The following is a 21,620-nucleotide window of genomic DNA, read 5'->3' on the forward strand; positions in this document are numbered from 1 at the left end:
CGCAATTATATCTCAATCAACGCATACCGACGATAGTGATCAATATTTTTTAGAACAATGAGAATTGCTGTTGAAGCTTAGTAGCACGCCCCCAGCTAGGATCTGCAGAGAACAAATCCGTGCGCAAATCAAGCCGCTCGCCTGACATGCCCAATTTCTGGCAACTGAGTTTAAAACGATGCGCCAGCAGGTCGGCAAATATGCCCTCACCACGCATGCGCTGACCAAAACCACTTTGATAGGTTTTACCGCCGCGGCTTTGCTTGATTAAGCTCATGACATGGTCGGCCTTGAGTGGAAAATACTGTTGCAACCACGCCTGGAATAAATCACTTAATTCATGCGGCAAGCGCAAAAACACATAGCCCGCCTTGCGTGCGCCTGCCTGATACGCCTGTTCAAGAATCTTTTCCATATCACAGTCTGTTAAGGCCGGAATCACCGGCGCCACCATCACGCCGGTTGGAATACCCGCCGCACTCAGTTTACGCAGCGTTTCAAAACGACGCTCAGGCGCGGCTGCCCGCGGTTCCAGTCGTCTGGCAATCTGACGATCTAACGTGGTAATACTCAGATAAATACTGGCCAACCCCTTGGCAGCCATAGGCGCAATCAGGTCAATATCACGCTCAACCAGTGAGGACTTGGTGACCAGGCTAAACGGATGATTGGCGTCGCTCAGCACCTGAATCACCTGGCGCGTCAGTTGATATTCACGCTCTATGGGCTGGTAGCTGTCCGTATTCATACCGATGGCAATCGGCGCACAGCGGTATTTGGGGTGTGCCAATTCTTTTTTCAGGAGCTCGGCAGCCTCCGCCTTCATAAGCAAGCGTGACTCAAAATCGAGGCCGGGAGAAAGCCCCAGATAGGCATGCGTGGGTCTGGCATAGCAATAAATACAACCATGCTCACAGCCACGGTAATGATTCAGGGTACGATCAAACGGCAGGTCTGGAGATTGAATGTAATTGATGACGCTTTTAGCCGCATCCAGCATGACTTCTGTGCGTAAGGCCGGCGCCTCTTCATCCAGACTGCCCCAGCCGTCATCAATGATTTCGCGGCGATGTGGATCAAAGCGGCTAATCTGATTGCTGCTGGCCGCACGCCCTTTGTAGATGAGGGGCTTTTCCGCCCGCTCGGGTGGAAAAGCATCAAGATGGTCTTGCGTTGCTTGGTCTACTTGCGTTCCGATATCCACTGGCATGCCAATGCACTCCAGTACGGCAGGGATTGCAGCGCCAGCATGGAAACCCACAATTGCGCATCCAGGTTGCTAAAACCGCGCGAATACAGCATGGCTGCTGCGCTGAGCAACAGAGAGATCAGAATCGTCAACTCCTCCTTGATTGGCGCGATCAGCTGCCAATTACTAAGTTTGGCTTTGGTTTTATTCGTCACGACAAAGACGCCTGCCTTGTGTGTCAGGCCACTGATGATACCCCGAGCAATGGCATGTGATAAACCCAAGCTGGCCAGTGAAGCGCCAAAGATATCCATCCAGCTGCAATGCATGGTTTTGCGGTACAAGACTGGTCCCAGAATGGCCTTGATCGCCAGGAAACACAGTATGGGAACAATCATGACCACCACTGGCAAACTGAAGTATTTAGGGAATGCCAACATGGCAATCGTCCAGCCGATAGAACCGATGGTGAATATCAGTTGCAAGGCCTCCCCAAACCAGCCAAACCAGCCAGTCAAAAAGTGGTAGCGCTGACTAAAGTTGAGTGATGATTTACCCAACAACTTTGGCATGTGATGTTTAAGTATTTGCATCGCCCCAAATGCCCAGCGATTACGTTGTGATTTCAAGGCTTTGAAGTTGGCCGGTGTTAAGCCACGCCCAAAGGTTTCATCAATATAACGCAACTCCATGTTTTTCTCGAGCAATCGCAACCCAAGTTCGGTATCCTCACAAATACACCACTCAGACCAGCCGCCCAGCGTTTGCAACGACTCACGGCGGATCAGTGTCATGGTGCCATGCTGGATCAGCGCGTTGCGTTCATGGCGGTGATGCATGCCAATGCGGAAAAAACCTTCAAACTCCCAGTTACACATGCGGTGGAAGAAATGATTTTCCCATTCGCGGTGGGCTTGTGGTGCTTGTACGACCGCCACTTGCGATTCCTGAAAATGAGGGACGAGGTCGGACAACCAGTCTGGTGTCACCACATAGTCAGCATCGACTACCCCCACCACTTGCGCATCCGGGTGGGTTTTATCCAGCGCAAAATTCAGCGCACCCGCTTTAAAGCCTGGCCAGGAAGGCAAGTGATAAAAATGGAAGTTATCCGGCATATTTGCCATATAAGCCTCAAGCGGCTTCCATTTCGCCTCATCCTTGGTGTTGTTATCCACCACGATCACCTCATAATGCGTGTAGTTCAGATTGCGCAGGCTATCAATCGTGGCAATGACCATTTCTGGCGGCTCGTTGTAACAGGCCAGGTGAATAGAGACAAATAACTCCTGATCGGCAGGTAATGGCTGGGCGCGTTTAAAGAACCGCCGCCAGTAAGGTTTAAACATGACCTCACTAAACTCGGCGGCGTAGATCATCAACACCATCGAGGTCAGTGCAATACCCAATATCAGCCCGATCAGAACCACAAAATCGCGCAAGGTGTAGTAGTAGTCACCTGGCAGATTCCAGGCAATGGTCAAGGTCGTGATACAGGCCTGAAACAACACCGCCATCGACAATACGCCCCCTATGCCCCAGTGTTTAAAGCGCCAGGCAATAAACATCATCGGGATAAATGCCAGCACCGTAGACCAAGTGGCTTTGGCAATCCAGCGCGTATTCGGTGGTACCGCGTCTTGCAGAGAGTATTTCTGGTGACGATCAGCGTTATACATGCCCCAATAGGCACCCGCCCAGCCTTCCAGCGCAACTTTCCAGGGCTGGTCAAACGCTTCCATCAGGTAAAAATCCAGATCCTCAATGGAGTTACGGGCCAGGAACTCGCGGATAAAACGCGCCTGGTTGACTTCGCTGGCGACAGAAGCGCCAATCGCTGGACCACGACTGGGCCAGCCTACCTCGGTGATCACGATTTTTTTACGGGGGTAAGCTTCCATGAGCTGGTTATAGCGTTCAATGGTGTATTGCACAGCTTTTTCAACCGGCACGCCTTCATGGTAAGGCAGCAGGTGTACCGCAATATAATCCACATGCTTCACCAACTCCGGGTGTTTGAGCCAAACATGCCAAGGCTCGGCGGTAGACACCGGCACATTGCTATGTTCGCGGACAAAATCCAGGTATTCAATCAAGGACGGAACCGGCAAATCGTTACGCAACAGCGATTCGTTGCCAACAATCACACGGTCAATATTGCTGTAGTTTTCCAGCTTTTCGAGCAAGGCAGACACTTCCCGCGTATTTTTCTGCTTGTCTGCATCTATCCAGGCCCCCGCAATCACATTCATATTGCGCTTGGCGGCCAGCGGGATCACCTCGTTCAAATCCAGTGATGAATACATACGAATGTGGCGCGTATGTTTATGCATGAGGTCGAGATCTTGCGCCAGTTCGGCGGTGTTCGGATGCTGCCCTTCGAGCGGGCTTTGGTTGGCCCGGTAACCGGTATAGGCAAATCCATTGACTTCCGGCTTGACACTGATCAGTGGCAGCGCCCGGTTGGCCAGCGTCCAGAGGCCAAAATGCAACGCTGAAAAGACTATCGCAAACGCCAGACTTGGCAGCAATTTTTTAAACCATGAAACGATCACTTCTCACACTTCCCGTTATTGATGAGTTATTGTTTTAAACTGAATGATACGCTGAATCAGCAGCGTTGGCTGTCAGCGGAATACCTACTTGTAGGCTTCTGAGAGGTAATATCAGCAAGGCAACACCGCAGACAGCAGTCCACCACCAGGCCATGGTATTCCCTGGCTCCATGATCGCCACGGCCACGGCGCAATTGGCAGCCATGACCAGCAGTGCAGCCACCAGCCAGAATCCAGCATTGACGGCCCCTGTTTGACCAGTCTGAGCGCGTGGCATCAATAAAGAAATCGTGATCGCGACCAATGGCAGGCAGACCAAGATGATAGGGAAATCCAGATAGCGCCCATTGACGGCAAGCGCGCCACTGGTCAGCAAGAATCCGACCGCCAGCAGTCGGAGCGCGGCTTGTTCCAGGCAAGCTTTTGCGTTCAACCCCAGCCATTGCCTGAGTTGCAAGCCAAGCAGGCCCCACCCCAGCACGGCAAGCCCAGCCAGCATGCTCAGCTCTAGAGAATTACGGGCCGCCAAGTGTACATATTCCAGTTGCAGATAGGCATGCAAGCCCAGCAGCATGCCGCTTAATGCGAGTACAGCCAATTGATTCGCTGGGCGATGGCGATAAAATCCATAGGCAACGAATAGCAGCCCCAGCCCGAGCGCGGGCAGATAGGGTTGCAAGCCATCTGCACGCTCAGCCATCGCTCCCTGCAAGCTGAATTTGGGTTTTAGGTCCGTATCAAGCACGCCCCAATACCCCCCGACCGTGCCCTCCAGCTCACGCTTCCAAGGCTGATCCACGGCTTCAATCACGTTATATTGCCATTGACTCTGCTTGGCGGCCTGCAAAAAACCACGCATATATTTGGCTTGATTGATCGCGCTCGGCTTGGCCCAGAAACGTTGACGACCTTGCGATGGCCAGCCGGTTTCACCAATCAAAATAGGTTTTTTAAAGACTGTGCCCAAATGTCCCATCACCGAGGCGGTATGGGCAACCGCCTGATCAATGGCAACCGGCTTATCTTCCCAATAGGGCAGAATATGCACGGTGACGAAGTCCACGTCCTGCTCTAAAGTAGGATGCTTGAGCCAAAACTCCCACACATCGGCATACGTGACTGGCACCTTGGTATTGGCTTTCACCCATTGCAGGTAGCCATGCATCTTGGGCTCGGACTGCTCGCCGCGCAACAAGACCTCGTTCCCTACCACAATGCCACGCACGGTCTCCGGATACTGGTTCGCTTGCTGCACCGCTAGCTTGAGCTCTGCCTGGTTGAGATCTTCCAGCCAACCGATCCAGACGCCAAGAATGACTTTCATGCCCAGTTTTTGCGCAGCCTTGGGCACATAATCCATCCCCTGGCCGACGGAATAAGTGCGCACACAGCGCGTGACTTTGGACAAGGCTTGTAAATCCTGCTCAATCTGCAGCGGATCGACATGCATATCCTTGACCAGCGGACTCATGCCAGGCTTGTAATAAGGCGAATAAGAGATGCATTGCAGGGGCAACGCATCCGCATCCACCTCAAGCAACACTTGTGGTTGCTGCAATCGCCAGACGTAGTAAACGGAGCCAAGTAAAAACAAGGTCAGCCAGACGATGGGTGAAATTCTTGATAACAAACGCTGCAATATGGTCACCTTGTCACGAGGTTGCTAAAAATAGCGGCTATTCTCTCATAAATCACCTAGGCTTGCGCCCTGCTTTTACAAGCTGCAAGCGACAAAAACACTAAAAGAGACTTGGTAAATTATGTAATTGCAATTATGATGAAATGTATTCAAAAGTCTCGCAAAAAACTCAGGCTTTTAAACTTTCTCACGCCAAAAATTTATTTCAGAAGTCATATGAACGTTAAATCCTGTTTAATCACCTTTAGTCTGTTCGCAATCTTTTCATCCACTGCGTTTTCAGCCCCTGCCGCGTCACCGGATTACAGTGGTGAATATTTGTGCAAAGGCAACAATATTGCTGTCGGCGATTATGAAGTGACCATTTATCTCAAAAAGAACCGCCGCAACAGCACAGCACAAGTTTCCGTCTACGAGCTGGCAACACACACGGAAAACAAGCAAAGCTACACTGGCCAGGCCATTACCCGTGGCAAACAGTTGGCAATGACCTTTAAACTGTCTGATGCCAAATATGCAGAATTCTCCACCGGCATGGGTCAATTCAGCAAAGTGGGCAAGGCCGGCTGGACCTTTAAAAACGATTATTACGAACCAGATGATACGGGCGGCAATTACGGCCATGAAACCTGCACCATGAAGCCAGCCACAGCGGTTAAACCGGTCACAACCGCCCCCGCCAAACGCTGATGCACGATGTGATTGAAACATCTATCGGGACAATCAAGCAGTGACAAGCCAAAAGTGCGGTTGTTCTTTTGGTGATAAAATAGCAAAACTAACGCATACATAAGGTTTTCATGAGTCAAATGGTTGAAATAGTGGTGCCGGATATCGGCAATTTTGACAGTGTCGATGTGATTGAAGTGCTGGTCGCCGTCGGCGATACCGTGGCCAAAGAAGATTCCCTCATTACCGTGGAGTCTGACAAAGCTTCCATGGACATTCCCTCCTCACATGCTGGCGTGGTCAAGGAGTTAAAAATCAAGGTGGGTGACAAAGTCGCCAAAGGCAGCCTGATCTTGCTGCTGGAAAGTGCTGAATCAACCACGACCGCAGCACAACCTGCCGTAGCACCTGCTGCTACACCCGCCACACAAACCACCGCCACGGCGGCGCCCGCTGCCCCAGTTGCGGCAGCCCCTGCCCCAGCGGTACCGACAGGTAATCATGATGTCACCTGTCAGGTCATGGTATTGGGCTCCGGGCCTGGCGGCTACACTGCCGCCTTCCGTGCAGCCGACCTGGGCCTGAAAGTGGTTCTGGTAGAACGCTATCCAACACTTGGTGGTGTTTGCCTCAATGTAGGCTGCATCCCTTCCAAAGCCTTGTTACACACGGCTAAAGTCATCACTGAAGCGCAAGAAACCGAACACCATGGCTTGCGCTTTGGCAAACCGGACATTGATCTCGACAAACTGCGCAACTGGAAAGCTAACGATGTCGTCGGCAAGCTGACTGGTGGTTTGGCCCAGATGGCTAAGGCGCGTGGGGTCACGGTGGTCAATGGCGTCGGTAAATTCACCAGCCCACACCAGATTGCCGTCACCGGCGCCGATGGCAAAGTCACCCTGGTCGGTTTTGAGAATGCGATTATTGCCGCAGGTTCACAAGCCACCAAATTTCCGGGGGCGCCTGAAGATGAACGCATCATGGACTCCACTGGCGCACTCGCTTTGGCCGATATCCCAGGCCGTATGCTGGTGATTGGCGGCGGCATTATCGGCCTCGAAATGGGGACGGTCTACGACGCGCTGGGCTCTAAAGTGAGCGTGGTGGAATTTATGGACGGCCTGATTACCGGTTGTGACCGCGACCTGGTGCGTCCACTGCAAAAACGCATGGAAAAACGTTTTGAAAGCATTATGTTGTCAACCAAAGTCACCAAGATCGAAGCCAAGGCGGATGGGATTTATGTAGACTTTGAAGGTGCTAATGCGCCGCAAGAGACGCAAAAATATGACCGCGTGCTCGTTTCTATTGGTCGCCGCCCGAATGGTAAAAATATTGGTGCCGAAAATGCTGGTGTGGCCGTCGATGACCGCGGCTTTATTAGCGTGGACAAACAAATGCGTACCAATGTCCCACACATTTTTGCGATTGGTGATATTGTTGGCCAACCCATGCTGGCCCATAAAGCCACGCATGAAGCGAAAGTAGCCGCAGAAGTGATTGCCGGTCACAAGGTCGAATTTGTCGCCAGTGTTATCCCTTCCGTCGCCTATACGGATCCCGAAGTCGCCTGGGTAGGCCTCACTGAAACCGAAGCCAAAGCCAAAGGCATTGAGATCGAAAAAGCCAGCTTCCCGTGGGCTGCCAGTGGCCGCGCCTTGTCTATCGCGCGTACCGAAGGCGCAACCAAACTGATTTTCGACAAAGACACTCACCGTGTGATTGGTGCCGGAATCGTTGGCGTCAATGCTGGCGAATTGCTGGCAGAAGCCGTGCTGGCGATTGAAATGGGCGCCGATGCGCATGACCTGGGTCTGACCATTCATGCTCACCCCACCTTGTCTGAAACAGTGTGCTTTGCCGCTGAACTCAAGGAAGGCACCATTACGGATATGCTGCCACCGAAAAAGCGATGAACATACCAGTACTTATTAATTATTAGCAGTCATCACCATCAAAAAACCCGCGAATGCGGGTTTTTTGATGTCTATCGTTTTAACGCCTTGTGAATTTTAATTACAAGGTATTTCTTTAAGCACGGCATCTGGAAACTGCGAACGCGCTTTTTGTAAACCGGCAAGTTGTTGTGGCGAGACCTGTTGCATTTTGATGACCGCCTGACCGCCATTACGGGTCGCTTTAATCAACAATTTTACCCCCTTATTTTTGAGGTCTAGCATGAGCTTATCGGCCAGTTTTTCATCACGAAAAACTCCGAACGAGATTGCGTGGCGCCATTTGGGGTCGTCTTGCACAACAAAGAAATCCTCCACACCGAGTTTACGCAATTCATCGGCTTTGATTTGCGCAGCCTCGGCAGTAGGTAGCGGCGGTTTATAAATCCAGTAACGCACATTATCCTGCGGACTGCCGATCAGATTGGTATGAGTCTTGATATTGAGTTGCTGTGCCAGGCTCAAGGCTTCATTCAAGCGCGCCGTGTTGAAGCTGCTCCACTCATAGCATGCGCCAGCCGTCGCGGTATGTTGTTCTGCGGGCTTAGCCGACGGGGCTTTTTCTGCCTGCTTTGCTTCAGCGGGTCTCGCTTCCACCAGGTTGGAGCTCACGGGCTTGTTAGGCTCAGGAGATTTTTGCTCAGATGGCTTGGTTTCAGGCAATTTAGCTTCAGCACCTTGGGCATCTGGTTTTGACACTGGCTCACTGGCAGGCACATGGCTATCAGCAGGCTGCACTGCCGAATCGGAAGGCTCGTTTACCGCCGCCTCTGGAGCGCGTGTGGGGTAAGCCAGCAATGACTGCTCGGTGAGGATTTTAATTTGCTGTGGCTGGAGCTCTGGTTTAAGGCTACTGACGGCAGGTGACAGGGCATCGCGCTCAAAATAAGCAAACACCACCACATTCAGCAATACCAATATCCAGAATATTTTTTTCATTCTCTTATACTTTTCATTCGTCTGAACACTCAGCCAGGCAGGCCAATCCCTTTAATACCAGATTATCCACAATAATCGCCTGTGCTGACAATGCGTGCGGCAGATATCTGGCGATTAAATCTGCATCACCGCCACTCATGAACAATAAAGGCACATGATCCAGCTGCTGGCACAAGCGCGCATATTGGGCAGCCACCGAAGCAGCCAGCGCCTGCACGCAGCCCACCCACATGGCATGCTGGCTATTTTGCGCAAAGCCATCGGTACCAGTTTCAAGGTCGGGATAGACATAATCGAGTTGCGCCGCCCCTTGTTGCAAACTTTGCCACATTAGTCGCAACCCCGGCTGGATACTGCCGCCAGCAAACATCGCCTGTGCTTGTTTGATTACTAGCGCATCCATCGTCATTGCGGTACCCGCGCTGACGACCAATGCTGATTTGCCCTCGCTACGCCATACCGCTAACAGGCTGCACCAGCGGTCACTACCCAGTTGCGAAGGTTGACTGTAGCTGTTTTGCAAGCCCAAGGCTAAAGAGGTGGCGACAATAGCTTGCAAACGTTGATCCCGCTCGGGCAAGGCTTGCAGCCAGCGCTCGCCCGCCACATTGCTTAAATAGATCCGGCTCGCCTTAGCAATTGCGGCGTGCAAGGCTTGCGCCTGTGCGGCGCCCTCAAACCAGTCTTGATTATCCAGGGTATTGATCTGCAGCGCTGTCGGCTGGCTCGATTGCTCAGGACACCAGGCCCATTTGGTGCGGCTATTGCCAGCGTCAATCAGCAGTTTCATGCCGCACTCCGCACGCTGATTTCGCCTGCGTTAAAGCGCTGAATACCGGCAGCGGTTTCTACCAGCAAACTGCCCTCTTCAGCTACGCCAACCACACGACCGGGAACCGACTGGCCATTGGCTAACAGCAGATTCACAGCTTGCTGCTCAAAAGCATGGTACGCCGTCCACTCGGGCTGAAAATAGGCAAAACCATGCTCGGCAAACAGGCTTAAGTGTTGCGCCAACTGGTTCAAGCAGTGGCCGAGCAACTGGTTAGGGTCTACAGGCGCACCCGCCAACTGATTTAGGCCCATCGCCGCCTGGTCAATCTGCTGTTGTAAGTCAGCCTCCAATTCCAAATTGAGGCCTATGCCGATCACCGCTGCACTCGGGCCTTCCATATCCCCTTGCAGCTCAATCAGAATCCCGCCCAACTTGTGCCAACTGCCCGCTTGCAACACCAGCAAGTCATTCGGCCATTTTAAGCGCACGCTGGTTAAGCCCATCGCGTGCAACGCCCGTACTAAAGCCAAACCGACCACTAGGCTCAAGCCAGACAAGCCAGCCGCGCCACATTGAAAGCGCCAGAGCAATGAAAAAGTCAGGCTACCCCCCAATTGAGAATGCCAGGAACGGCCGCGTCGACCGCGCCCGGCTGTCTGCATATGCGCCGCCACACAGGTCGCATGGGCAATACCGCGCGCACTCTCCTGCATTAAATAGCGGTTAGTTGAATCCACCTGCGCCAGCACTTGCACATGAAACCAGGGCGCATAGTCACCACAGGCCTGGGTAATTTGATCCGCATCGAGCAAGGTCAGCGGCTTGGGCAAGCGATATCCGCGTCCACGGACTGAAAACACCTTGATGCCTAGCTGCTCAGCAGATTGAATCGCGTTATATACCGTGGCGCGCGTGACGCCAAAACGCTGGGCCAAGTCTTCACCAGAGTGAAATTTGCCATCCGCCAGCACGGCCAGAATAGGAAATGCCAGCTTGTTCATAACAACAGGTGAGTGGCGATAATCATGCGTATATTCATAGCCCGCAGTGTAGCATACCCGCCCTGTCAGGCCGGGCGATAAAAGCCCGAAACGCCCTGTATTAAGCGTTTTGGGTCAGGTCGCTAACCGTGTAAAATAAGCACACTTTAGCAACTTCAAGAACCGCCATGTCTACACAAAAAGAACCGATCCCCGCCGCCTCCAATTTTATCCGCGCTATTGTTGATAGAGACCTTACCGAAGAAAAATATGCCGAAAAGAAATGGGCTGGTACGCCAGGCGATGCCGCGCATCACGCCACCGGACAAACCGATTTTGCTAAAATTCGCACCCGTTTTCCGCCCGAGCCGAATGGTTATTTGCACATCGGCCATGCCAAATCGGTGTTTCTCAACTTTGGGTTAGCGCGTGATTATGGCGGCATCTGTCATATGCGTTTTGACGACACCAACCCAGAAAAAGAAAGCCAGGAATATGTAGATAGCATCACTGAGATGGTGCGGTGGCTGGGCTTTGACTGGGACAATACGCGCCCGGATGGCAGCAAAGAAGACAATCTCTACTTTGCCAGCGATTATTTTGACTTTATGTATGCCGCTGCCGAGGCCTTGATTCAACGCGGACAAGCCTATGTCGATGCGCAAAGCGCCGATGAAATGCGTATCAACCGCGGCACGCTGACCGAGCCAGGTAAAAACTCGCCATTCCGCGACCGCAGTGCAGAAGAAAATCTGCGCATCTTCAGAGAAATGCGCGATGGTAAGCACGCCGATGGCAGCATGGTGTTACGCGCGAAAATTGATATGGCCTCGCCCAACATCAATATGCGTGACCCCGCGATTTACCGTATCCGCCGCGCCCACCACCACAACACCGGTGACAAATGGTGCATCTACCCTATGTACACCTTCGCGCATCCGATTGAGGATGCCCTGGAAACCATAACCCACTCCATCTGCACGCTAGAATTTGAAGACCAGCGCCCTTTCTACGATTGGCTGATGGACAATCTGGCTGATGCCGGAATGATTAACAAACCGGTGCCTTACCAGTATGAGTTTGCACGCCTGAACCTGACCTATGTCGTGCTCTCCAAGCGCAAGCTGATTCAGTTAGTCGAAGAAAAACATGTGACTGGCTGGGATGACCCACGCCTGCCGACGCTGGCCGGTGCTCGCCGTCGCGGTTACACGCCAGAAGGCTTTAAGATGTTTACAGACCGTATCGGCGTCTCCAAGGCAGACTCCTGGATTGATTACAGCATCCTCGAAGACTGCATGCGCGAAGTCCTCAACGAATCCGCACCGCGCAAAATCGGCGTACTCGACCCGATCAAACTGGTGATTGATAACTACCCAGAAGGCCAAGACGAAGATTGCTACGCCCCTAACCACCCGCAAAACCCTGAACTCGGCAAACGCGTGGTCAAACTCTCCAAAGAGCTATGGATTGAGCGCGAAGACTTTATGGAAGAACCTTCCAAAGGCTACTTCCGCCTGTTCCCAGGCAATATGGTGCGTTTGCGCTATGGTTATGTGGTCAAATGCCTCAGCTGTGAAAAAGACGCTGCCGGCAACGTGACTACCGTGCATTGTGAATACCTGCCAGACACCAAGTCCGGCACGCCGGGGGCTGATAGCGTCAAAGTCAAAGGCAATATCCACTGGGTCAGCGCTAAGCACGCTTACACTGCCGAAATCCGCCTGTACGACCGCCTGTTTAAAGACCCACACCCAGGCAGCGGCGACAAAGACTTTTTAGAAGACATTAACCCGGACTCAGTCAAAGTCATCACTGCCCAGCTGGAACAAAGCGCCCAGGAAGCCAACCCAGGCGACAGTTACCAGTTTGAGCGTCACGGCTATTTTGTCGCCGACCGCAAAGATAGTGTGGCTGGCAAGCCTGTGTTTAACAGGACGGTGACGTTAAAGGATACTTGGCAAAAGTAAAATGACATTCCGTCACTATTACAAAAGACTTAAAGGATTTTTCGTATTAAGCAAAAATCTAATTATTAAAACGATTGAAATAGTTTTGAGTATTATTTCTAAAGCTCTTAGAGACACAGCAACTTATGGTATTCCAGCTGCAATAATCTATGTCACAACGGAATCATTAATATTAAATTCTAAAGTTGAGTCTACGGGAATTTATATTTTAGGGCCCTTAGCTACGCTTATTGCATTAACCAGTTTGCTTTATAGTAGAGCTCGTGCTGTCCCAACTGAAAATCATGCAGCTAGTTTGTTAGCAGCTGATCGAGCCTTTAAAGCAACGATTTATTATGGAGTTGCAGTTTTATGGGGCGCATTACTTACTGCTTTTAAAATGATATTAACTAATGATGGAGTAAATGTATCCATTTACAACCAAATATTATTCTTAGCATATTTGCCTTCAATATGGTTTTTAATGATTAGCTATCTTGATATCTTCAAAACAGTTAAAGACGTCTTTAAAGAATTAAGAAATTAATTGTGAGTAGACTCTCATTATCACTAGCCACTAAGTTAATAAACCACGGTCCCACAACCATCATCACAGCTGCCCATGCCGGCCAACGTAACATCATGGCCGCCGCATGGGTCTGCGCGTTAGACTTCAATCCACCCAAAGTCACTGTCGTGATTGACAGCAAAACTTACACTCGCGAACTGATGGAAGCAGAAGGGACTTTTGCGATTAACCTGCCCTGCGTAAAACAAATCGAGATGGTGAAAAAGGTAGGGAGTATCAGCGGCCGCGATTTGGCAGGCACCGACAAGTTTGCAGAATATGGCATTGAGACCTTTGCCGCACAAGAGATCAGCGCGCCACTGGTGAAGGATTGCGTGGCGTGGCTGGAGTGCAAGATTATCCCCGAGCCGCATAACCAGAACACTTACGATTTATTTATTGCGGAAGTGGTGGCGGCACATGCCGATGCGCGTGTATTTAGTGATGGCCAATGGCATTTTGAGGGGCATGACGAGTTACGCACCATCCACCATATTGCGGGTGGCGTATTCTTTGCCACAGGCCAAGCCTACTAGCCTCTAACTCATGCAAAAAATCAGCCCTGCCCTGTTAGTCGGGGCTTTTTTATTGCCTGCGATCTTGTTAAAAATTGAAACTTTTCACCTTACATTGATGTCAATTTAATAGCCTGTAGTTGAAATAGGGGTATTACAGGCCTGATATCCCGCTTATTTCCCTTGCGGAAAACATGGATGCAAGCAGCATCTTTCAATCTAATGGACGTGAAGTCCTGCAGCATTTTTCATCATAAACAGTGGCAGTTGCCAGGCCTGAGATGCAGTTGCCTTGCTTTGTGGTGAGCCAGTGGAGGTAGCCATGCGTGTGAATAAAAAAGAACCCTCAGAATCCTTGTACGTGTTGCTAATCAGCGTACATGGTTTGATTCGTGGCCAGCAACTTGAGCTGGGCGTGGATGCCGATACCGGTGGACAATGCACTTATGTACTGGATTTGGCAAATGCGTTGGCGGAGCATCCGCAAGTCGGCAAGGTCGACCTGATGACGCGGTTGATCGACGACCAGCAAGTGGCGAGCGATTATGCGCAGCCTGAAGAGAAACTTAGCGATAAGGCGCGTATTATCCGCTTTCCATGCGGGCCCAAGCGCTATATCCGCAAAGAGTTGTTATGGCCACATCTGGATCAGATGGTGGACCGTTGCCTACACTATTTACGTCAACAAGGCCGCTTGCCAGATGTGATCCATTCCCACTATGCCGACGCCGGCTATGTGGGCCGTCAGCTATCCATGTTACTGGGCATCCCACTCATTCATACCGGCCATTCGCTGGGCAAACCCAAGCAGGCGCGGCTGCTTTCCAGTGGCCGCAAGGCAGACAAGATTGAAAAGCAGTTTAATTTTGAGCGCCGCATTGCCGAGGAGGATGCGCTGATTCAGCATGCCTCGATGATCGTGACCAGCACACGCCAGGAGGTTGAGCTGCAATATGGCATGTATGCGCAAGCCGATCATCAGCGCTTCCGCGTCATCCCGCCCGGCACAGATACATCGCGCTTTTCGCCGCCAGGCCGCCGGACAATACCGGCAACGCTGGAGCAGAGTATTCATCGCTTTTTGCAGGACCCGAAAAAACCGATGATTTTGTGTATTTGCCGGCCCGAGGTGCGCAAAAACATCAAGGGTTTGCTAGCCGCCTATGGCAGCCACCCGGCGCTGCAAAAGAAGGCTAACCTGGTGCTGGTCGCCGGTAGCCGAGAGCGCATCCGTGATCTGGAAAAATCGCAGGCACAGGTGTTGAATGAATTGCTGCTGGATATTGATGCCTATGACTTATGGGGCAAAGTAGCAATTCCCAAAAGTCATGCGCAAGAAGATATCCCAGAGCTGTACCGCATGGCGGCCAAAAGCCGTGGCGTATTTATCAACGCCGCCTTTACCGAGCCGTTTGGGCTGACCTTGCTCGAAGCCGCGGCTTGCGGCCTGCCGGTGATTGCGCCAGATGATGGCGGCCCGCGCGATATTCTGGCCAATTGTCATCATGGCCTGCTTGTAGACACACTCAATAGCGATGCGATTGCAGACGCACTGCTCTCAGCCCTCACGGATAAAGCACGCTGGCACAAATGGGCCAAGAGCGGCGTCTTGAACGTCAAACGCCATTACACCTGGGCGGGTCATGTGAACAAATATGTCAGAGAGGTACACCAACTGCTAAGAAAACAACGCAAAAATCTGCGCAAGCAGCAAGTCGCGCTGCATCAAGGCAAGTCACCGATCCCGCTGGCAAAATATGCATTTATCACAGACATAGACAACACCTTGCTTGGCAACCAACAGGGGCAGCTTGACCTGGTGGAATGGCTGGTGGCCAATGTCGGCTATAACATTTTTGGCATCGCCACCGGCCGCCCACTGGAGAGTGCGATTGAGATATTGCGTAAAAACAATATTCCTATCCCGGATGTGCTCATTACCTCCGTCGGCTCGGAAATTCACTATGGGCTCAACCGCACGCCAGATATCGGCTGGGCTAACCATATCCGCCATTTATGGCGACGTGATGACTTGCTAAAAGCGTTAGCGGAGTTGCCTGGGCTACGTCTGCAATCTGCTGAAAACCAGCGTGAATTCAAAATTTCTTATGTGGTGGATGCCAGCAAGATGCCGCCTGTGAAAAAAATCCGCCAGCATCTGCGCAAGCAGGGGCTGCACGCGCAAATCATTTATTCACACGGTGAGTTTCTGGATATCTTGCCGGTTCGCGCTTCCAAAGGCCATGCCATTCGCTATTTGTCTTACAAATGGGATTTGCCACTGGCCAACTTCTTGGTGGCAGGCGACTCTGGCAATGATATTGAGATGCTGATGGGCGACACCATGGCCGTCGTAGTGGGTAACCATAGCGAAGAACTGGCACATTTAAAAGGCATGCCACGGATCTTTTTTGCCGAGGCCACGCATGCGCACGGCATTCTGGAGGGCATGCGCCATTATAAATTCGGCAGCGCAACAGCCTGAAATAATCAGATCAACAAGGACCTTGATACATGTACGAACAAATTTCCCACGCGGTGTTGAACGAGATTCTGTCTTCGTTCAAACAACCGGCTGGCAAAGACTGGCACTATTTTTATACCCGGCTGGGCGCTAACTTTTACGCCATTTATTCGCTGTTTCAGCATCTGTATGGTCAGCGCGAAGACTTTAAGCCACAACTGGGGCGGCTGGTGGAAGTGCTGGCGACACAATATGCACAGCGCGCGCCACATTTGCGTGCAAAAGACCTGGAGCGCGAAAAAAACCATGACTGGTTTATGCAGCAAAAGTGGGTGGGTATGGCGCTCTACAGCCAGGGCTTTGCGGGCAGCCTGGCAAATATGCGTGACAAGCTGCCCTATATGCAAGATCTCGGCATCAACCTCGTCCATATCATGCCGATTTGTGACTGCCCCCCACATGAGAATGATGGCGGCTATGCAGTACGCGACTTCAGGAAAGTGGATGCGCGCCATGGCACGATGGAGGATTTGGAACAGTTGATTGCCGCCATGCAGCAGTGCGGAATCCTGCTAACGCTGGATGTGGTGGTCAACCATACCTCAGATGAGCATGCCTGGGCGCAACAAGCCAAACAAGGCAACCAGACCTATCAGGATTATTACTTCATGTATCCTGACCGCACGATGCCTGACTTATTTGAAAGCGCCATGCCGGAAGTGTTTCCTGAACAGGCCCCAGGCAGTTTTACCTTTAACGCAGACACCGGCAAATGGGTGATGACGGTCTTTAATCATTACCAGTGGGACCTCAACTATACCAACCCTGCCGTATTCATTGAGATGGTGGACATCATCCTGTTTTGGGCAAACAAGGGCGTAGATATTCTACGGCTGGATGCCGTAGCGTTTTTGTGGAAAAAAATCGGTAGCAGCTGCCAGAACGAGCGCGAAGCCCACCTGATTTTGCAATTGCTCAAGGATTGTTGCCAGATTGCAGCCCCCGGTGTGATCTTTATTGCCGAAGCGATAGTTTCGCCAACAGAAATTATCAAATACTTTGGTGAAGATGCCATTAACGCCAAGGAATGTGAAATTGCCTATAACGCCACGTTTATGGCACTGCTTTGGGATGCAGTCGCCACCAAACGGACCGTATTACTGACCAAGGGCGTGGAGGACTTGCCGGAAAAACTGGACCGCGCAACCTGGCTCAATTATGTGCGCTGCCATGATGATATTGGTCTTGGCTTTAGTGATAAAGCCATTATCGAAGCCGGATTTGAACCGGTGTCACATCGCCGCTTTTTGGTCGATTATTACACCGGACATTACCCTGAATCGAATGCACGCGGCTTTGCCTTTGGCGTCAACAAAAAAACCGGCGATGCCCGTATTTCTGGCGCACTGGCCTCACTCGCCGGGCTGGAAATGGCCCTGCAAACACAGGATCCGCTGGCGATTGAAAATGCGATCAAAACCATCGTCTTGTTGCATAACCTGATTTTGTCGTTTGGCGGAATCCCGCTGATTTACTATGGCGATGCGGTTGGTACGCTTAATAACGACAGTTATCTGCAAGATGAAAACAAAATGCACGACAACCGCTGGGTACACAGACCGACACTGGACTGGGAGGTGATGGCACGCCGTCATCAGCCAGGCACCGTCGAACAACGGATTTTCAGCCAGATTAAGCAACTGATTGCGATCCGCAAGGAGACTTCAGCCTTTGCCGATTTAAACAACCGCGCGCTGATTACACAAGACAATCCGCACCTGTTCGCCTTCCACCGCTATGTGCCATCGGGCATGCATGCCAACGTGGTGGTAATTGCCAACTTTGCCACACAAGCGCAACAGGTCAACCTGCAGCCATTTAAGCAACGCGGCCTGTTTAAAGCCAGGATGATGACGGATTTATGCAGTGGCTCAACGATCTCCACCGAGCAGGAGACTCTAGAAATCCCGACCCTGACCGCTTACTGGCTCTCCAGTTAGTGCATTTACTTTATTGATCGAAAGGAGTGTTTGACACCATGTCTTGGTTTACATACTTAGGAATAGAGCAACCTGCGGAAATACTGGCGCTGGTAAAAACCCTGCTGCGTATTTTTTTCATTATTGGCGTGGCTTATTTTCTCAACCGGCTGAGCAAAAGCCTGATTGTGAAACTCAGGGATAAGCTCAACTCCAGGCAAGTAGATAATCTGGAAGAGATCAAGCGTCTCAACACGCTCAGCATGGTGCTGCGGTATATCGTCACCACCGTGATTCTGGCGATTACCGTGGTTGAAATCCTGCATGAGCTTGGGATTTCGATTGCGCCGGTACTGGCGGCAGCCGGGGTCGTTGGTTTGGCAGTGGGTTTTGGCGCACAGAGCTTGGTCAAGGATTATTTTAATGGTTTTTTTCTGCTACTCGAAAACCAGATTCGCAAAGATGATGTCGTGGAAATTGCCGACAAAGCTGGCTTGGTGGAAGAAATTACGCTGCGTTATGTGAAGATGCGCGATTACGAAGGCAATGTGCATTATGTGCCCAATGGCCAGATCAGCACGGTAACCAATCGCTCGCGGGATTTTGCTTATGCGGTAATGGATATTGGTGTAGCTTACAAAGAGAATGTGGCACGCGTCATACAAGTCATGCTTCAAGTTGGAGCAGACTTATGTATGGACGACGAATTTAAACCTATTATTTTGGATAATCTGGAGATGGCTGGAGTCGATAATCTTGCAGACTCTGCTGTTGTCATTCGCTGTCGTTTAAAGGTACTTCCTTTACAGCAGTGGACCATCAAACGTGAGTACCTGAAACGGATCAAGAATGCCTTTGATGCAGAAGGTATTGAGATTCCCTTTCCACACCTTACGGTTTATCAAGGCAAACAGGCCGCATGATAAAAAGTGGAAAATCTTCCGCTTTCTTGTGGCTACCAAAGTGATATTTGGACAACGCAGGTAAGACAACCTCAAGAGAATACCTGATACACTCGACCACAAAATATGCAAGCCGAAAGGCTGAAGGTAGCTGATAAATTCAGATATCACAGACCCATCCAGCAAACTGAGGCATTTGTGAAAATAGAAAATTCGTCTATATGTTGTTTGCTCAATTAGTCAGTTGACGGATCACTTGTGCTAAATGCTCGGCCTGGGCTTGCACCAAACTCTGGTTCAACCCTTCGACCATCACGCGGATTTTGGGCTCAGTGCCAGAAGCGCGTAACAAGACCCTGCCCTCACCTTTGAGCGCAGCCTCAGCTTGTTGCACAGCAGTTTGCACGGCCGCCTGGTTCAAGTCCAGCTTTTGTTTGGTAGTTACATTAATCAACACCTGCGGATATAGCGTCAGGTCAGCACCTAGCTGTTGCAAGGACTTGCCGCTTTCACGCAAGGACTGCAACACCTGCAGGGCCGCAATAATCGCATCACCACTCGAGTGTTTATCCAGCGTGAGGATATGGCCAGAATTCTCCCCGCCCAGTTTCCAGTTTTTTTCCTGCAACAGCTCCAACACATAGCGGTCGCCGACATTGGCACGGCCAAACGGAATCTGATGCTTTTGCAAGGCGTGTTCCAGGGCCAGATTCGTCATGAGGGTACCGGCCACGCCGCCCTTGAGTTTGCCTTTGGCATACAGGCCCATGGCAATAATATAAAGTAACTGGTCACCATCCAGCAGCTTACCTGCACCATCGACCATCATGACACGGTCGCCATCACCATCAAAGGCAATGCCTAAATCTGCCTGATGTTCCACCACGGCTTTTTGCAGGGCTTGCGGGTGAGTGGAACCCACCTGCTCGTTAATATTGAGGCCATCAGGATGATTGCCTATAGCGATGACGTCTGCCCCCAACTCATGGAACACCGGCGGCGCGACATGGTAGGTGGCGCCATGCGCACAATCGAGCACAATTTTGAGGCCACGCAGATCAAGGTGATTGGGAAACGTGCTTTTACAGAATTCGACATAGCGGCCCGCTGCGTCATCGACACGCTTGGCTTTGCCCAGTTGCGCTGAATCCATGACCTGCATGGGCTGGGCCAGCGCAGCCTCAATCGCATACTCAATCTCGTCCGGCAACTTGGTGCCCTGCGCAGAGAAAAACTTGATCCCGTTATCATAGTAAGGGTTGTGTGAAGCAGAAATCACAATACCGGCCTGCGCACGCAAGGCGCGGGTGAGATAAGCCACGGCAGGCGTCGGCATGGGGCCAGTCAGCAGCACATCCACCCCAGCGGCTGACAAACCGGCCTCCAGAGACGCTTCCAGCATATAGCCAGAAATCCGCGTATCTTTGCCTATTAATACCGTGGGGCGTTTACCCGCAGGCAAGTGTTCATGGCTGGCCAGTACACGTCCGGCTGCATAGCCCAAGCGCATGACAAACTCTGGCGTAATCACCGACTCTCCGACGCGTCCGCGAATGCCATCTGTACCGAAATATTGCTTACCCATGTGTGTATCCTTTAATCGTTATGCTTGTATATGGTCATGCTGAGCTGGCTATTTAAGTGCAGCAACCACCTTGAGGGCTTCAACCGTTGCCTTGACATCGTGCACGCGTAACAGATGTGCCCCTTGCATGGCACTAATTACGGCAGCAGCTACACTGGCGTGCAATCTGGCTTCGACATCGTTGCCCGTCATTTGTCCCAATACCGATTTACGCGACAGGCCAACCAGCAATGGGCAGCCCAGTTCGCTAAATTCAGGCAAAGCCTTGGCAAGGGCAATATTGTGCGCGCGCGTTTTACCAAAGCCAAAGCCTGGATCCAGCATAATCCGGTCTTGGGCGATGCCTTCCGCCAGACACATATCACGCTGGGTCTGCAAAAACAGTTTGACCTCCGCCACCACATCCTCATAGTGAGGATCCAGCTGCATGGTTTGCGGCATCCCTTGCATATGCATGATGCAAACACCAGCATCGCTCTTTGCAACCACCTCAAGCGCGCCAGGTTCCTGCAAGCCTCTTACATCATTGACGATGCTGGCGCCAGCCTCAATCGCGGCCTGCATCACGGCAGGCTTATAAGTATCAATGGAGATCGGAACGGGAATATCGCGTGCGACCAGGGCTTCTATTACCGGCACCACGCGTTGTAATTCTTCGGTCAGGGAGACAGGTGTCGCATTAGGCCGCGTAGACTCACCACCGATATCGAGCACCGCGGCGCCTTGTTCGATCAATGTCAACGCATGATGCACCGCGGCATCCACCTGCTGGAATTGACCGCCATCGGAAAAGGAGTCCGGGGTGACATTGACGATACCCATGACTTGGGGCTGGTCAAAATTGAGACGAAAACGTCCACAATGAAAGAGCATAGGTCATTGATTTCCAAAAAAACAAAGGCTGGCAAAAGCCAGCCTTGTTATTTTAACTGAAAGCAAGGTTGTCACAAACCT

Annotated in this window: 16 protein-coding genes; 8 read left to right on the forward strand and 8 right to left on the reverse strand. The window is 51.5% G+C overall.

Going from position 1 to position 21,620, the window contains the following annotated elements; translation table 11 throughout:
• Positions 1-49: 49 nt before the first annotated feature.
• Genes ACT53D_RS06435 through ACT53D_RS06445 form a run of 3 tightly spaced genes read right to left on the reverse strand, consistent with a single transcriptional unit; the run spans position 50 to position 5,392 of the window.
• Positions 50-1,204 (reverse strand): PA0069 family radical SAM protein, encoded by a 1,155-nt coding sequence (locus ACT53D_RS06435; protein ID WP_476155603.1) that lies wholly within the window; start codon positions 1,202-1,204, stop codon positions 50-52.
• Positions 1,183-3,744, reverse strand: coding sequence for a glycosyltransferase (locus ACT53D_RS06440; protein WP_476155155.1), 2,562 nt, complete (start codon positions 3,742-3,744; stop codon positions 1,183-1,185). Before ACT53D_RS06440 ends, ACT53D_RS06435 begins: the two co-directional genes overlap by 22 nt.
• A gap of 34 nt (positions 3,745-3,778) precedes the next feature.
• Positions 3,779-5,392: a hypothetical protein gene (locus tag ACT53D_RS06445; protein WP_368667884.1), complete on the reverse strand. Its 1,614-nt coding sequence runs from the start codon at positions 5,390-5,392 to the stop codon at positions 3,779-3,781.
• A 207-nt stretch (positions 5,393-5,599) separates the two neighbouring features.
• Here ACT53D_RS06445 and ACT53D_RS06450 point away from each other — a divergent pair, with 207 nt between their 5' ends.
• The gene (locus ACT53D_RS06450; protein ID WP_194747104.1) at positions 5,600-6,073 is read left to right on the forward strand and encodes a hypothetical protein; all 474 of its coding nucleotides are present in this window, start codon (positions 5,600-5,602) and stop codon (positions 6,071-6,073) included.
• A gap of 110 nt (positions 6,074-6,183) precedes the next feature.
• The gene (gene lpdA, locus ACT53D_RS06455) at positions 6,184-7,971 is read left to right on the forward strand and encodes a dihydrolipoyl dehydrogenase (protein ID WP_476146215.1); all 1,788 of its coding nucleotides are present in this window, start codon (positions 6,184-6,186) and stop codon (positions 7,969-7,971) included.
• A gap of 96 nt (positions 7,972-8,067) precedes the next feature.
• On the opposite strand, the gene ACT53D_RS06460 is transcribed toward lpdA, so the two are convergent.
• From ACT53D_RS06460 to ACT53D_RS06470, 3 genes are read right to left on the reverse strand one after another with little or no spacing between them, the layout of a single operon-like run.
• On the reverse strand, positions 8,068-8,949 hold the full coding sequence (locus ACT53D_RS06460; RefSeq protein ID WP_476155157.1) for an SPOR domain-containing protein: 882 nt from the start codon (positions 8,947-8,949) through the stop codon (positions 8,068-8,070).
• Between the two features lie 13 nt (positions 8,950-8,962).
• Positions 8,963-9,739, reverse strand: a complete 777-nt coding sequence (locus tag ACT53D_RS06465) for a type III pantothenate kinase (RefSeq protein WP_476155159.1) — start codon at positions 9,737-9,739, stop codon at positions 8,963-8,965.
• Positions 9,736-10,725 (reverse strand): biotin--[acetyl-CoA-carboxylase] ligase, encoded by a 990-nt coding sequence (locus ACT53D_RS06470; RefSeq protein ID WP_476155161.1) that lies wholly within the window; start codon positions 10,723-10,725, stop codon positions 9,736-9,738. Before ACT53D_RS06470 ends, ACT53D_RS06465 begins: the two co-directional genes overlap by 4 nt.
• Before the next feature lie 167 nt (positions 10,726-10,892).
• Here ACT53D_RS06470 and ACT53D_RS06475 point away from each other — a divergent pair, with 167 nt between their 5' ends.
• From ACT53D_RS06475 to ACT53D_RS06500, 6 genes are all read left to right on the forward strand, one after another.
• Entirely contained in the window at positions 10,893-12,674 is a 1,782-nt protein-coding gene (locus ACT53D_RS06475) for a glutamine--tRNA ligase/YqeY domain fusion protein (protein WP_476155163.1), read from the forward strand.
• 1 nt (position 12,675) lies between these two features.
• Positions 12,676-13,200 (forward strand): hypothetical protein, encoded by a 525-nt coding sequence (locus ACT53D_RS06480; RefSeq protein ID WP_476155165.1) that lies wholly within the window; start codon positions 12,676-12,678, stop codon positions 13,198-13,200.
• Positions 13,201-13,202: 2 nt separating this feature from the next.
• Positions 13,203-13,757, forward strand: coding sequence for a flavin reductase family protein (locus tag ACT53D_RS06485; protein WP_476155167.1), 555 nt, complete (start codon positions 13,203-13,205; stop codon positions 13,755-13,757).
• Between the two features lie 301 nt (positions 13,758-14,058).
• A complete protein-coding gene (locus ACT53D_RS06490) occupies positions 14,059-16,221 on the forward strand; it encodes an HAD-IIB family hydrolase (protein WP_476155169.1) in 2,163 nt (720 codons plus the stop codon).
• A gap of 29 nt (positions 16,222-16,250) precedes the next feature.
• Entirely contained in the window at positions 16,251-18,200 is a 1,950-nt protein-coding gene (locus tag ACT53D_RS06495) for an alpha-amylase family protein (protein WP_194747115.1), read from the forward strand.
• Positions 18,201-18,238: 38 nt separating this feature from the next.
• Entirely contained in the window at positions 18,239-19,102 is an 864-nt protein-coding gene (locus ACT53D_RS06500; RefSeq protein WP_379077586.1) for a mechanosensitive ion channel family protein, read from the forward strand.
• A gap of 211 nt (positions 19,103-19,313) precedes the next feature.
• On the opposite strand, the gene glmM is transcribed toward ACT53D_RS06500, so the two are convergent.
• Both glmM and folP read right to left on the reverse strand, forming a co-directional pair.
• A complete protein-coding gene (gene glmM / locus ACT53D_RS06505) occupies positions 19,314-20,666 on the reverse strand; it encodes a phosphoglucosamine mutase (protein ID WP_476155172.1) in 1,353 nt (450 codons plus the stop codon).
• A gap of 48 nt (positions 20,667-20,714) precedes the next feature.
• Complete coding sequence (gene folP / locus ACT53D_RS06510) at positions 20,715-21,539, reverse strand: dihydropteroate synthase (RefSeq protein ID WP_476155174.1); 825 nt, start codon at positions 21,537-21,539, stop codon at positions 20,715-20,717.
• Positions 21,540-21,620: the final 81 nt, after the last annotated feature.

Source organism: Methylophilus sp. DMC16, from assembly GCF_056314045.1.

Bases quoted from the DNA above. Each gene is read 5' to 3' on its own strand.
- ACT53D_RS06475 (WP_476155163.1), top strand. From the start codon at position 10,893: ATGTCTACACAAAAAGAACCGATCCCCGCCGCCTCCAATTTTATCCGC.
- ACT53D_RS06500 (WP_379077586.1), top strand. From the start codon at position 18,239: ATGTCTTGGTTTACATACTTAGGAATAGAGCAACCTGCGGAAATACTG.
- ACT53D_RS06470 (WP_476155161.1), bottom strand. From the start codon at position 10,725: ATGAACAAGCTGGCATTTCCTATTCTGGCCGTGCTGGCGGATGGCAAA.
- lpdA (WP_476146215.1), top strand. From the start codon at position 6,184: ATGAGTCAAATGGTTGAAATAGTGGTGCCGGATATCGGCAATTTTGAC.
- ACT53D_RS06450 (WP_194747104.1), top strand. From the start codon at position 5,600: ATGAACGTTAAATCCTGTTTAATCACCTTTAGTCTGTTCGCAATCTTT.
- ACT53D_RS06490 (WP_476155169.1), top strand. From the start codon at position 14,059: ATGCGTGTGAATAAAAAAGAACCCTCAGAATCCTTGTACGTGTTGCTA.
- ACT53D_RS06495 (WP_194747115.1), top strand. From the start codon at position 16,251: ATGTACGAACAAATTTCCCACGCGGTGTTGAACGAGATTCTGTCTTCG.
- ACT53D_RS06460 (WP_476155157.1), bottom strand. From the start codon at position 8,949: ATGAAAAAAATATTCTGGATATTGGTATTGCTGAATGTGGTGGTGTTT.
- ACT53D_RS06480 (WP_476155165.1), top strand. From the start codon at position 12,676: ATGACATTCCGTCACTATTACAAAAGACTTAAAGGATTTTTCGTATTA.
- folP (WP_476155174.1), bottom strand. From the start codon at position 21,539: ATGCTCTTTCATTGTGGACGTTTTCGTCTCAATTTTGACCAGCCCCAA.
- glmM (WP_476155172.1), bottom strand. From the start codon at position 20,666: ATGGGTAAGCAATATTTCGGTACAGATGGCATTCGCGGACGCGTCGGA.
- ACT53D_RS06465 (WP_476155159.1), bottom strand. From the start codon at position 9,739: ATGAAACTGCTGATTGACGCTGGCAATAGCCGCACCAAATGGGCCTGG.